Genomic DNA, 13,290 nt, shown 5'->3' on the forward strand with positions numbered 1-13,290 from the left:
TCCAAAATACATTCTTGGGGTTGTTATATAGCGTCAGAACCTCGTTCACCGGTTCTGATTCTTATGCATTCTTCCAGCGGCGTAATAAAAATCTTGCCGCTGCCTATCATATCGCCGTCGTGGGCCTGAGTAGCATCCATAATGGCGTTGCAGGTAGTTTCAACGAAGCTGTCATTTACAGCTATCTCCAGTCTGACGTTAGAAACCAGGTTGGGAATCACTTTCTGGCCTCTGTAGACCTCCTCGGATACTCTCCGCCCGTGACCTGATACGTTGCTGACGGTGATTCTCGATATGCCTGCTTGAATCAGTGACTCCCTCACCTGATCGAGCTGGTTTTCTCTTATGATGGCTATAATAAGTTTCATTCTCTGTTAATTAGGAGTGATCATTCCGTATCCTTTCTCACCATGGTACACGTTGTCTAGGCCTTTCATTTCGTCTTCCTCACTGGCCCGGATTTTAACGAACTTATTGAGTACAAAAAGAATCACAAAAGTGCCTACACCGGCATAAACGATGGCTATTGCTATCGCCGTAAGTTGTACACCCAGCTGTTGCATTACAGTCCACGTGCCACCTGCAGCCGTTGCAGCGTCTGTCATCCAGCTTTCTCTGATAAAGAACACAAGGAAAATGGCACCGATGATACCTCCAACGCCGTGAATACCAAAAGCGTCTAGCGTATCGTCATAGCCGAGTTTATTTTTTAGTATAATTGCCAGGTAACACACAATGGTAGAGAGAGCTCCCAGTACCAGGGCCCCACCGGGCTGAACAACGCCAGCTGCTGGCGTAATAGCTACCAAACCAGCCAGGATGCCCGATGCAAAACCAAGAGCTGTTGCTTTGCCCTGGTGGAAGCCTTCGACTATTAACCAGGTAAGTGCGCCAGCAGCAGCGGCTATTTGTGTAACTGTTAATGCCTGAGCGGTGCTCAATCCACTTGAAATGCTGCTACCCGCATTGAATCCAAACCAACCTACCCACAAAAGGCCGGCGCCGATCATCGTCATTACGAGGTTGTTGGGCTGCATGGGTAAATGGGGGTGCGATTTTCTGGCACCAATAAAGAGAACGGCAACCAATCCGCTAACACCAGCTGAGATATGCACAACTGTGCCCCCCGCAAAATCGATAGCTCCACTTGCGCCAAGATTGAACAGGAAGCCGTCGGACGCCCAAACCCAATGGCAAAGCGGGTTGTAGACAATAAGCCCCCAAAGTGCAATGAAAAAACAATAACCTTTAAATGTGATTCTTTCGGCCACGGCGCCAGCAATAAGCGCAGGGGTGATGATGGCAAATTTTGCCTGGAACATGGAGAATACATATTCGGGGATGCCGTCGATAATGCTGTCGTCGATGCCTGAAAGCATCACATAGTCGGAATTCCAGCCAAACCAGCCGCCCAGCACGTTTTCACCAAAGGCCATGCTGTACCCACAAACTACCCAAAGTACAGTCATAATACCCATGGCTGTAAAACTGTGCATCATTGTGCCGAGCACGTTTTTCGTCCTAACCAGGCCACCATAAAACATGGCAAGACCGGGAATCATCAGGAGCACAAGTGTGGTGGAAGTCAGCATCCAGGCGGTGGCACCTGAGTCTATCTCAGATGTTTCCTGGGCAAGGGCAGCTGTGGAAGAGGCAATAATAGCCAATCCACTCAATAGAATTGGTCGAACAAAAAGCTTCATGTAAGGTGTGTTTAAAATTCAATCACCAGCTTTTTGGGACATGTTGTTTAGGGTGACGCAATATAGGAATTCAGATTTAAACTTCCTGAAAGGGTTAATATTAAACCTCAGGCCGACCAGGGTGGGCACCAATAAAAGGCTAATTATTGCAGTCTGTCAGGTCTATATGCTCACTCCAGTTATCATGGCTTATTTCAACGGTCATATTCCCGCCCTTAGCGTCGAACCTTCCATCTTCCAACACAACGCCTTCGCCGCTGACGACCTGAAATGCGGCGCTTGTTGAGAGCGAATACCGGATGCCGTTCGTAAAAGTGATGATGGGATTAAGTCTTTGGAAAACCAGACCAGCAGTCGATTGACTGGGAATACACTCTTTTATAACCTCGTAGTCTTTTACTTCCGCCGGAGCCCCATTCAAGAACAGCCCAAGAGGAATATGTAACCTGCTGGCCCAATCACTTTCAGCATGGATACCATTGGGCACCTCATAGTAGAAAATGTCTTTGCCATACTCAAATCCCTGATTTTCCAGGCTTTCAATCATCGGCACGTAATAGTTCCACTCTTTTGTGCCGATGTCGAAGTAGAACCGGGTGTTTGATAACTCTCGTGGCTCATCGAAAATGGCATAGTCGGCTACCCAGAAAGACGGTGACATGGAGGCCGAAAAGGAAAAGACTTCGGGATAATTTATCCCGGCCCAGGCGGCATAAAGCCCGCTAAGCGAGAAGCCAAATATCGCCCTTCTTTTCGGGTCAACAGGGTAGTCTTCCTCCACCATCGGAAGCACCTCAGTGATGAGCCTTTCAGTGTAGTTAATCGAACCGGGAGAGTATTCCGACCAGTTTTCTTTGATCCATGGGTCGTTGTAGGGTATATACCTGCCGTATCTGTGGCCTCCTGCTGATATCCCCACCATCATGAAGGGCTCTACCGTGGAAGTAGCTTCAAACTGGTAAGAAGTCAGGCTGGCAATGGCTCCTTTGAAAACGTCGCCATCATTGAAGTAAATAATGGGGTATTTCCCGGAAGCATTTTCTGCGCTCGGCACATAAATGTCGATCGTTAGATCGTTGGATAACTCAAGTGTAGTAATGGTAAAACTTGAGGTTCCCGAAGAAGGCGGTTTGTTGTCATCATCTGACGGCGACGGGTTGGAATCGCTGCAGGCGCAACTGAATAGGATGCCTGCAAGGAACGCAATCTGATAAAGTGCTCTCATATGACGATAGGACAACTCAGGATATAAAAGTACTTATTTGTAGAAAAAATCATTTTTGATCTGGCCTGGTTGGTCGATCTTGCGGCGACGCTTATTTACCTGAGCGGTTTTACTATATTAATAGCCAACCTGTATATTGTTCAACCACCAAATTGTGATCAATCGTGAGAAGTCCAATCCAACTGACCTTTATTTTAGTTTCCCTGTTTATTTTCCAGTGGTGCGAATCGCCACAGCAGGGCGCTTCAGAATTCACCACTGACGAAATCAACCGTTGGGAGGCCACCGCCTCTCGTGTCACCATTATTCGGGACAACTGGGGCATTCCCCACATTTATGGGAAGACCGATGCAGATGCCATTTTTGGTATGATGTATGCACAATGTGAAGACGACTTTAAGCGTATTGAGACCAATTATTTGACCTCTATTGGGCGGATGGCTGAGGTGGAAGGCGAGAAAGCACTGTATACTGACCTTCGGCAACGGCTTTTTATCAATGAAGAGGAGATAAAGGCCCTTTATGATCAGGCCCCGGAGGGGATGAAAGAACAAATGAAGGGCTTTGCTGATGGTATCAACTATTACCTTTACAAGCATCCTGAAGTGAAGCCGATGCTGCTCACCAGGTTTGAACCGTGGATGCCCCTCACTTTTAGTGAAGGGAGCATTGGTGGTGACATCGAATCCATTTCAACTGAAAACTTAGAGGCGTTCTATGGGGGGAAGCCAGCTTCTCCGGTTTCTTCAGTGTACACCTACGAACCCGAACCTGAGCCAACTGGCTCCAATGGGTTTGCCATCGCACCTTCCAACAGTGCCTCTGGCAATTCTTTGCTGCTTATCAATCCGCACACCTCTTTCTTTTTTCGCTCGGAACAGCATGTAGTAAGTGAAGAGGGGTTGAATGCCTACGGCGCCGTTACATGGGGGCAATACTTTATCTATCAGGGTTTCAACGAGCACTGCGGCTGGATGCATACTTCCAGCGCAGCTGATGTAATTGACGAATTTGCCGAGACAATTGTAGAAAAGGACGGCAAATATTTCTACAAGTATGGAGAAGAGGAGAGAGCCCTGGAGGCTTCGGAAGTCACTTTGAAGTACAAGGATGGCGAGCAAATCGCCAGCAAAACGTTCACCATCTACAAGTCGCACCATGGGCCAATTGTAGGGGAAGAAGGTGGTAAATGGATTGCTGTAGGTCTGATGCAGGATCCATTGAATGCCCTCAGTCAATCATACATGCGGACAAAGGCTGCCACTTACAACGAATTCAATAACAACATGCGGCTTCGTACTAACTCGTCGAACAATACGGTGTATGCCGACGACCAGGGCAATATCGGTTACTACCATGGCAATTTTATGCCCATCCGTGACCCCCGGTTTGATTATTCGGGCGTTATTGATGGCAGCAACCCGGCCACCGACTGGCAGGGGCTCCACAAAATCGAAGAACTCGTTAGTTTGCGGAACCCCGAAAGCGGTTGGCTTCAAAACTGCAATTCGACACCATTTACGGCAGCTGCCGGATTTAGTCCCAAGCCTGAACATTATCCCGTATACATGGCACCTGACTCGGAAAATGCAAGAGGCATTCACGCCGTTCGGGTGCTGGAAGGGAAAACGAACTTTACACTTGACAAGCTGATTGAAGCAGCATATGATCCGTATTTGGTGGGTTTCGAAAATCTTGTTCCTTCGCTTGTGCAAGCCTATGAAAAATCTACTGATAAAAACGCTGAGCTGGCAGCCCCGATCAAAGTGCTTAAAGAGTGGGATTTACGTTTTGGGGAAGAATCGGTAGGTACGGCGCTGGCCATCTTCTGGGCCCAGGAATTAATGCGGGACTTGTACGAAACAAAAGGCGTTCGGCTAAGGCAACTGGCTATGATTGACTATATGACTACCGAAGTGGAGCCACAAATGAAGCTCAATGCATTGAAAAAAGCAGTTGACAAGCTGACAGCCGATTTTGGTAGCTGGGAAACAGCCTGGGGAGAAATCAATCGCTTTCAGCGGGTGGAGGGTGCCATCAGGGAGCCTTTCAACGATGAATTGGCAAGCAACCCCATTGCTTATACCAGCAGCATGTGGGGGGCTTTGTCGGCATTCGGCAGCAGGCCATATCCAGGCACTAAACGGTGGTACGGAACAGGTGGCAACAGCTTTGTGGCAGTAGTGGAGTTTGGTGATACAGTGAAAGCCAAGGCGATAGTCACTGGCGGGCAAAAGAGCGATCCGGCTTCACCGCATTTCAATGACCAGGCTGAAATGTACAGGAAAGGGGAGTTCAGAGATGTATTATTCTACCGGGCGGATATTGAGGCAGTGGCGGAGAAAACATATAAGCCGGGAGAATAGCTCCCCCGGCATTTTACTTTATTCAGTAACCAGCAAAGATTGCCAGGCGGCGAGCTTCCAGGTACCTTTTTCCTTGCGGTAAACGTCAGTGTATTTAAGGATAATCGTACGATCTCCCTTTGGGTCGCCTATCAGAAAACGGGCCTTTCCTGAGATTACGCCTGTATTTCCCCACGAAATCGGATTTTGCTCAAGAATCTCTACATTTTTGTAGGTGCCAGCGGCCACCGATTCAATGATTTTGGCTTTGCCGTCAACGCCACCGTGCGAATGAGTATACATCAAGTCGTCGGCAAGAATCGTCTCAAGTGTCTTGGTATCCTTTTTTGCCATCACCTCGAACCGGTATTTTTCAGCATCCAGTAGTTCCTTCTGGCCAAAAGCTGTCAAAGCAAACATAGCCAGACAGACAGTCAATAATTGTGTACGCATATTTTTATAGTTTAAGTGTTCAGTTATTTAGGAGGTAATTGAGGGTAGGGAATGATGGACTCTATCAAAAGCCCCACGCCACTTTTGGTAAGCAAGGTAAGGGTTATGATGATACTACCAATGATGATGGCAATGCCTACATTGTTTTTTCTTATTTCTTCAAATTCATCGATAGGAGTGAGCCGGGCATACAGGGAGGTGCTCAGCAGCGCTATCACAATGGAAGCGCAGTAGGCAATGGCAATGTAAACAGCGCCCTGCCCAATATACCTCAAGGCCAACACATAGCTGGCAGCGTCCTGATTTAGAAGCCTGAACGAGGAAATAAGTGGCTGAATTACCTCATTGATCATAAAACCAACCGAAAACATGATGCTGGCAGTGAAAATACTGTAGGCCAGGTTGCTTTCGGAGATCTTATAATACCTTCTACCCACCCATTGCAATATTTTGTAGGTAATGGCAAGGATGAAGATGCCGATAGTAACGGCCGACACTATTTCGATGAGCCCAAGTATGGCGATGTTATAGTTCATTCACTAATGCGATTTCCCAGTAATCAATGTTTTGCATATCAGGCGGTAGCATGCCAACAGGCCAGCCCTTAGCGGTTGTTTCCCAAAAATAGTAGTTTTTTCTACCTAAAGTAATGTGATCGCCTGAAGACGGGATATTGAGCGCCAGCATGGCGTGCCTGTATTCATAGCTCACCACAATCATTGGGTCAAAGTTGAGTTTGCGAAGCAAAGAAAAGAGCAACACCGCTCTGGTGTCACAATCACCAGACAGGGTATGCAAAAACTCATAAGGTGACAGGATGCCAAATTTGGCCAATGCCACACAAGGATGTTTCGTTGCGTCTGCTTCGGAACAGTCTCCTGAACTAATAAAATGGTAGGGAATATCCTGCACAAATGATACTGTCAACTCTGCCAGCGAAGCAGCGTCGAGGCTGTCAAGCAACGCAGTTTGCAGAAGACTGTCGGCCATAAAGCTTACCCATTCATCGTTTTCTTCCACTAGCTGCCTGTAAACACTTCCCCAATAAGCTCCATATTCATTGTTTGACGGATTGATAAGATTCCTTTTTTTCCGGCTCTGGTTTGCAAGGTCTTCGTAACTGCGGTAATGAGTGCAATAGGAGGCTCGGTAGTCAATCAAATCCCAGTTTCGGTAATGGATCCTGTCCGAAGTCAAAGAATCAAACTCCGTGTAATCCTCGCATAAATCGACCTCATAGCCCATCTCTGAATGCTTGAGCCCATCGATGAGTATGTTGATGATCCAGAAGAGCAAAAAAAAGAGTGCTACTAATCTAACTGCAACCTTCATCGCTTATTCGGCTTTAAGCTTACATGTGTCCTTGACTTCATTTTCATCAATAGGTGGCCTCAGCCCTGGACTTAACAGTTTAATTGGGGGTAGCAATAAGCTGATTTTTCACCTAAAATCGATACATTCATTAAAAATAGAAATAACCTGGCCTTACAATAACATGAAGAAATATAGCTACCTGCTGCTGGCGGCGTCTTTGGCGTTCGGCTGTGAGCGGTCAGGCACCCCTCTGCTGATAACGGAGGGGTCTGATTTGTCTGTTTCGTCTCCTTTTGAATCAAAATTAGCAAAAGGGGCCACTGATACATTCAGGGTTCACCTTGAAAAAGGTGCGCTTGCCAGTGGGTTTGCGGACCAGGTGTCTGTAGATGTGGTAGTGAAAGTATTTGGCCCCGAAGGTCAACTGTTACGTGAATTTGACAGCCCGGCCAGGGGCCCCGAACCATTTCAATTTACAAGTGAAGGCGGCGTTTACAAGATAGTTGTTACGCCGTTTCAGGAGGGCGAGGGTGACTACGTGATAATGCTGGACAGGGTAGAAGCAGTGGCTACCACAAACGAAGGTAAAATCGATCAGCTCATGAGGTTTGCCATGGGCGCTGGCGAGACGGTTCCCGGAGCGACCGTTGCAGTAGTCAAGGATGGAAAAGTAGTTTTTAGTAAAGGTTATGGCTTTGCCAATCTCGAATATGATATAAGAAATTCGTCAACCACTATTTTTCATGTGGCGTCAGTTTCCAAACAGTTCACAGGGTTTGCCATCGCTATGCTGGCCGACCAGGGCAAGGTGTCGATGGACGACGACATCAGAAAGTACCTGCCAGAAATGCACGACTTCGGCAAAAAGATCACACTCAGTCACCTGGTACACCACACCAGCGGGCTGAGGGATCAATGGAGCTTGCTGGCGCTTGCAGGCTGGAGGTTGGATGATGTAATCACCAGAGAGCAGGTGCTGAGACTGATTTTTAACCAGAAGGAACTCAACTTTGAGCCGGGTGAGGAAATGCTGTATTGCAACACAGGTTTTACACTGCTGGCGGAGATTGTGTCGAGGGTTACGGGGCAGTCATTTGCTGAGTGGACAAAGGCCAATATGTTTGATCCGCTGGGAATGAAGAATACGCTGTTTTACGACGACCATGAGAAGATTGTGAGGGGACGAGCCTACTCATATTACAAAAATGACAAGGGAGAGCTAAAGAAATCGGTTCTCAGCTATGCCAACGTGGGTGCCACCAGTCTGTTTACTACTGTAGAAGACCTGGCACTTTGGGCAGTCAATTTTGAAAATGTTAGTGTAGGTAACGACAACATTATGAAAATGATGGATGAGCGTTATATCCTCAACAAAGGCGACACCATGGGCTATGGGTTCGGGCAGGGAATAGGGAGCTACAAGGGGCTGGTCAACAAAACGCACGGTGGCGCTGATGCAGGTTACCGAACATTTATCAATCGGTTTCCTGGGCAGCGCTTTTCCGTGATTGTTTTCAGCAACCTGGCGTCATTCAATCCCGGCAATATTGCCTATCAAATTGCAGACATCTTCCTCGCTGATCAGCTAACAGAGGTACCTCCTAAACCATCGGAGGCTCCTCCGGCTGGGGATGACCAACCAAAAGAAGCCTTCGAGACATCTTCGGTAGTCCTGTCGGAATATACAGGCCGGTTCTACAGTCCTGAGCTTGAAACAGCCTACACCCTTGAGGTAGTCAACGATACGCTTGTAGCTCACCATCAACGGCACGATGATATTAAACTGACCATTAAGCAAAAAGATGGGTTTTCATCATCAGCCTGGTGGACTGGAAACATCGATTTTACCAGGAACAGCAGCAATGCAATTTATGGCTTCAAAGTGAACGCCGGCAGGGTAAGAAACGTGGCTTTTGAAAAGCAGTAAATGGAAACGCAATGGCATTTGTACGTGATGGCCGTGCTTTATATTTTGGCAGGCATTAATCATTTTATCAACCCAACATTTTATCTCCGCATTATTCCGCCTGTTTTGAAATACAAGCAGTTGATCAATAGCATAAGCGGAGCCGCTGAGATCTTACTAGGCATATTACTGCTGACTTCTTACAGACCGATGGCCGCCATTGGTGTTATCGCTCTTTTGATCGCTATCTTTCCCGCCAATGTGTATCATCTTATTCAGAAAGGAGCTGGAATGAAGGTGCCCATTTGGGGGCTGTGGCTGAGGCTTCCGGCACAGGGTCTGTTGATTTGGTGGGCATGGCAGTACGTCTGAATTTGGTAACAAAAAATATTATGAACTCCATGATAAAAAGCTGCTTTACTTTCCATTAATTTTGCAGCAGTTTTAATAACAATATGGGAACAGAATCCAGCCTGCTGGTTGAAGTAAAAACGCCTGATTTACAGGAGTTTAAGGAAGTAACAAACACCCCTCAAGTTCTTTTCGACATACTTCCTGACGATTGGCAGGAATGTATAGTGCCGTTCTGGGCCCAATACGCTGCTACAGCCCGTGTGTTTTGCCTGCTAAGTGATGAAAAAGTGCTGGGAGGAGGCATAGTATTCAGCACAATTCCGCCAGATACACTCGATGAAAAAATGGCTCAAGCGCTTTTTGACAAAGGCCTGCTTTATATTGGGTTTTTGTGGATTTCGGAAGAGATGAGGGGATGCAACCTTGGCTCTAAATGGATTGAGCAGGCAAGAAAGGTTTTTGATGGCAAGCCGTTCTGGCTCACAATAGATGATTACAGGTTAACCTCCTTTTACAATAGAAATGGATTTCAGCTGATCGGTGAGGTTTCGAAAGATGACTCTATCGAATGGGTAATGGCTGACACAGAAGTCTAACGTATCGGTGATTGTTTTAAGGAGGTCTACTTTAGACTGTTGTAGTAGGCTGCCAGTTTTCTCAAATCTTCCTTCTTCCGGGAGATTCTCTCTTTTTTCACAAATTGCCTCATCTCATCCTGATGGTCAGGTAAGCTTTCAACCAGCGCTTTCACCTTTGATATCTTGAACACCTCGTCCTTGTCGAGCTGGTAGTAGTACTCGAACCCGAGCTTGAGGTAGGTGGGGAGAGTTGGCGCACTTTCCATGGCTTTAGGAGCTTGCCCTGGTCTCAGCCGCACCACCTGTTTCATCATCACATTCAACCTTCCCGTGTCAATTACCTCAAAGAAGCCGAGGTTGTACTTGTTTGCCTCAATAAACTCTCCCAATATGAACAAGTGTTCACCCACCGAGATCATGTCGATACTTAAAACAGGCTCCATCAGATAGGTGAAGTCTCCTCGCTTAAATTCCATTTGGTCGGCGTACATATTGTATCGCATGGGCACCGGATTTGTTTTTCGATCCTTTTCTATGAAGACAATACCGTCTTTAAACTCGTCTTCCATATACGGAGAGCCCTCGTACTCTTCACCCTTGTTGGCTCCGGTAATTGCTTTTGAGTAATTGATGTAGTCCTGATAGTCTACTACATTCCTGTCCTTGTAGGACACTATTTGGGCATTCATCACCCCAGTGGAAAGCAGCAGTAGAAAGCTAACCATAGTGAGCGTCCTGACGTGGGGACTATATCCGGCGACTAAGCTCATAGCAGTTGGTGTTCAGAGTAAATAGGGGTAAACATCTATGGTAAAAATAAAAAAAACGGCCATCGGCATAAAATCATTTTCCGAAAGCCGTAAACAGCATCGCAGTTACCGCCGGAAAACTGTGCCTGGGCAAGCGAAAAATTCTCGCCAACGTATGGGTTAGTAACAATAAAAAGGGCTCAAAAAAGAGCCCCTTTTACCATGTTAGCACAACATTTAAACTAAAAAATCAAATCAGGTTAATGTATTGTGTCGTTTTCCACTCGCCACTGAGTATCATCACTTTCTCCACCAAAAGTTTGTAATTTTTCTGTCCGGATAAAAATTCGATAACAAGCGAGCTTGTGCCATCGGCCCGGGGAGATTCCGCTTCGTAGGCGCCGACAAATATTACTTCGGACCACTCAATTCCAAGCTCACAGCCTGCATAGAACGTTCTTAAATAGGCCGACTCAATCTCAGGCTTTATTCTCTTTTGGTAAACTTTGGCAAAGTCTTTTTTTGCCACGTCGAGAAACACACTGTAAGCATCTGAATTGGCCATCATTAGACCATGGAGTTCTTCCAGTGATGGAAACAGGTGATAATACTCTTTGATGGATTTGTTCTGAAAAGTGACCAGTATTTGTCTGCCCAGGTTTTCAGCGGCTGTGCCTTTCTCTTCTTCAGGCGAATGAGCCGTTGCAAAATGTACTCCGAGTAACAAAGTTGAAAAAATAGCTAACGCTTTCATTTGGTATTTGGTTAAAAAACAAACTCTAATTCTTCAGGCTGACAGCTACGATGTCCTGCGGGGCGATCGGTGCCGGAACTGCATTTGCAACGGGCCTTATGGATTGCAGGTAAGCGAATATGTCTTTCAAATCCTGATCCGTCATTTGCTGGTACATCTGCCAGGGCATTGGCGGTAGCAGGTCACGTGCTCTTTCTAATCCCTTCGACTTACCTTTTCTGATGGCAGTTTCGAATTGCTCGTAGGTCCAACGACCAGTTCCGGTGGCATCGTCGGGGGTTAGGTTCGCAGAGAACGAAACGCCCCATGGGCCAACAGCGGCTGTGAGACCTTGAGAAAACAGTATCCAATCTTGCTGCATTGGTATGCTGGCAATCCCTTCGCTTGCCGGATGACCTGATAAAAGACGAGTGGTATCCAGTGCAGGTCCTTGTGGAGTCATTACCTTAGGCGTATGGCAATCGTGGCAAGCGCTGGTGTTAACAAGGTATTCGCCACGTAGTATGGCTTCCCTTTTCATCACGTCCGGTGATACTGGCTTCTCGCTTACATTGGCTGACTGGGAGCAGGCGCACATAGCTGCGGCTAAAGCCACAAAGTTTGCGATCTGAAGGATTCCTGAGTGCAGCGCCTTTATACGCTTGTTTTTTGCATTCACATTGTTTGATCGAAAATTGTCGAGCATTTTCATTGTTGAATTATTGATGGTTTGGCGGGTTTTACGAAACTATTGACGGGCCGGCCTACGTGAAAAAGAGAGAATAGTACGTGAAAACACTTTCCTTCTATTCGCATCTGTTAGCATGTTTCTTTTCAGATTTGAAACTTATGGGCGGTGTTTTTCGTGGAAGAGCTTTGTTGCTGGCCTGATGGTCGGTATTTTTTAATATGAGTGACTACATTACCCTTGACTCACCCAATGTCCCGATATTGAGGCATGGGGAGAGCAACAGAATTCCCTATGGAGTTTTTATCAAGTCTCCTGCTGAACCGAATACGCTACCGGATTCGGAACTTGCATCTTTCAAATCGAGAGACATGTACCTTCCAAATTTCTCCATTAGGGAGGTCGAAGGGATATTCTCAAGGGATGTCGTGCTTAAAAATCTCCGAAGTGAGGGAGCGGATCTTCCCGGAAGCTGCCTTTTGATGAAGGCTGATGTAAAGACATATCTGAAAGGATCGAGCCAGTTCATAGCCACTAAGCAGTCTTCTCAAAACTTCAAATTTGATCCTAACAACGAATACCGTCATCATATAGCTGCAAACAGCGAGCTTCATTATGTTCACGTGTCGTATGCACCGGAATACCTGGATAGCTTTTTGCCGCAAAACGAGCCCTGGGCTGACTGGGTGAGGGAAAAGATAGCCAAAAAAGAAAGGGTTTTTGGTAAAGAGTATCAGCCGCTCAGCCTTGCTCAGCTTAGAGCCATTCAAACCCTGACCGATTGTCCGTTGGTTGGGAGTTTGGGTGTAATGATGGTTGAGACTTCGGTAACCCAGATTATTTTGCTTCAGTTACACGCTCTTTTCGGCGAAGAGTACAAAATGACTGATAAGAACCCAACACATAGAAGGGATCAGGAGTTGGTGCATGCTCTCAAGCAATATCTGCGGGACAACTATCTCGAGGATCATTCCATTGCTGGCCTCGCCAGGCAGTTTGCAACTAATGGCAATAAACTTATGTCGGTGTTCAGGGCCGTGGAAGGAAAAAGCATCTTTGAGTACATCAGCGACCTGAGAATGCAACATGCGGTGCATCTTCTGCAGGACGAAGACGTAAAAGTTTTACAGGTTGCACGAACCTTCGGTTACAAAAATCCTAACCATTTTTCTACGGCTTTCAAAAGGATTTATGGCGTTGTGCCTACTGAATTCAGGTATAAACCAACATACTAACGGCTAT

The 13,290-nt window shown here is 46.6% G+C and carries 14 protein-coding genes; 5 read left to right on the forward strand and 9 right to left on the reverse strand.

The features are described from left to right. Positions 1-23: 23 nt before the first annotated feature. The 3 genes from RT717_RS09910 to RT717_RS09920 all read right to left on the reverse strand — a co-directional run bounded on the left by RT717_RS09910 (position 24) and on the right by RT717_RS09920 (position 2,928). A complete protein-coding gene (locus RT717_RS09910) occupies positions 24-368 on the reverse strand; it encodes a P-II family nitrogen regulator (protein WP_317491577.1) in 345 nt (114 codons plus the stop codon). Positions 369-374: 6 nt separating this feature from the next. Then, on the reverse strand, positions 375-1,703 hold the full coding sequence (locus RT717_RS09915; protein WP_317491578.1) for an ammonium transporter: 1,329 nt from the start codon (positions 1,701-1,703) through the stop codon (positions 375-377). Positions 1,704-1,842: 139 nt separating this feature from the next. After that, on the reverse strand, positions 1,843-2,928 hold the full coding sequence (locus RT717_RS09920) for an alpha/beta hydrolase (protein ID WP_317491579.1): 1,086 nt from the start codon (positions 2,926-2,928) through the stop codon (positions 1,843-1,845). A gap of 164 nt (positions 2,929-3,092) precedes the next feature. Here RT717_RS09920 and RT717_RS09925 point away from each other — a divergent pair, with 164 nt between their 5' ends. Further along, complete coding sequence (locus tag RT717_RS09925) at positions 3,093-5,294, forward strand: acylase (RefSeq protein ID WP_317491580.1); 2,202 nt, start codon at positions 3,093-3,095, stop codon at positions 5,292-5,294. Positions 5,295-5,312: 18 nt separating this feature from the next. On the opposite strand, the gene RT717_RS09930 is transcribed toward RT717_RS09925, so the two are convergent. The 3 genes from RT717_RS09930 to RT717_RS09940 are packed head-to-tail and all read right to left on the reverse strand — an operon-like array spanning position 5,313 to position 7,058. Continuing rightward, positions 5,313-5,726: a nuclear transport factor 2 family protein gene (locus tag RT717_RS09930; protein WP_317491581.1), complete on the reverse strand. Its 414-nt coding sequence runs from the start codon at positions 5,724-5,726 to the stop codon at positions 5,313-5,315. Positions 5,727-5,749: 23 nt separating this feature from the next. Then, complete coding sequence (locus tag RT717_RS09935; RefSeq protein ID WP_317491582.1) at positions 5,750-6,262, reverse strand: DUF350 domain-containing protein; 513 nt, start codon at positions 6,260-6,262, stop codon at positions 5,750-5,752. After that, a complete protein-coding gene (locus tag RT717_RS09940) occupies positions 6,252-7,058 on the reverse strand; it encodes a hypothetical protein (protein WP_317491583.1) in 807 nt (268 codons plus the stop codon). Before RT717_RS09940 ends, RT717_RS09935 begins: the two co-directional genes overlap by 11 nt. A 163-nt stretch (positions 7,059-7,221) precedes the next feature. On the opposite strand from RT717_RS09940, the gene RT717_RS09945 reads away from it, so the two are divergent. The 3 genes from RT717_RS09945 (at position 7,222) to RT717_RS09955 (ending at position 9,896) form a co-directional block, all read left to right on the forward strand. Then, positions 7,222-8,967 carry a serine hydrolase domain-containing protein gene (locus RT717_RS09945; RefSeq protein ID WP_317491584.1) on the forward strand — a complete coding sequence of 582 codons (1,746 nt, stop codon included), beginning with the start codon at positions 7,222-7,224 and terminating at the stop codon, positions 8,965-8,967. Continuing rightward, complete coding sequence (locus RT717_RS09950) at positions 8,968-9,318, forward strand: DoxX family protein (RefSeq protein WP_317491585.1); 351 nt, start codon at positions 8,968-8,970, stop codon at positions 9,316-9,318. 83 nt (positions 9,319-9,401) lie between these two features. Further along, positions 9,402-9,896 (forward strand): GNAT family N-acetyltransferase, encoded by a 495-nt coding sequence (locus tag RT717_RS09955; RefSeq protein ID WP_317491586.1) that lies wholly within the window; start codon positions 9,402-9,404, stop codon positions 9,894-9,896. 26 nt (positions 9,897-9,922) lie between these two features. Here the strand turns inward: RT717_RS09955 and RT717_RS09960 are convergent, their stop codons facing one another. The 3 genes from RT717_RS09960 to RT717_RS09970 form a co-directional block, all read right to left on the reverse strand. Beyond that, positions 9,923-10,648 (reverse strand): hypothetical protein, encoded by a 726-nt coding sequence (locus RT717_RS09960; protein ID WP_317491587.1) that lies wholly within the window; start codon positions 10,646-10,648, stop codon positions 9,923-9,925. Positions 10,649-10,877: 229 nt separating this feature from the next. Further along, on the reverse strand, positions 10,878-11,381 hold the full coding sequence (locus RT717_RS09965; protein WP_317491588.1) for a hypothetical protein: 504 nt from the start codon (positions 11,379-11,381) through the stop codon (positions 10,878-10,880). 25 nt (positions 11,382-11,406) lie between these two features. Then, positions 11,407-12,072: a c-type cytochrome gene (locus tag RT717_RS09970; protein ID WP_317491589.1), complete on the reverse strand. Its 666-nt coding sequence runs from the start codon at positions 12,070-12,072 to the stop codon at positions 11,407-11,409. Between the two features lie 197 nt (positions 12,073-12,269). On the opposite strand from RT717_RS09970, the gene RT717_RS09975 reads away from it, so the two are divergent. After that, complete coding sequence (locus tag RT717_RS09975) at positions 12,270-13,283, forward strand: helix-turn-helix transcriptional regulator (RefSeq protein ID WP_317491590.1); 1,014 nt, start codon at positions 12,270-12,272, stop codon at positions 13,281-13,283. Positions 13,284-13,290 lie beyond the last annotated feature (7 nt).

It is taken from the genome of Imperialibacter roseus (assembly GCF_032999765.1).
Classification (GTDB): domain Bacteria; phylum Bacteroidota; class Bacteroidia; order Cytophagales; family Cyclobacteriaceae; genus Imperialibacter; species Imperialibacter roseus.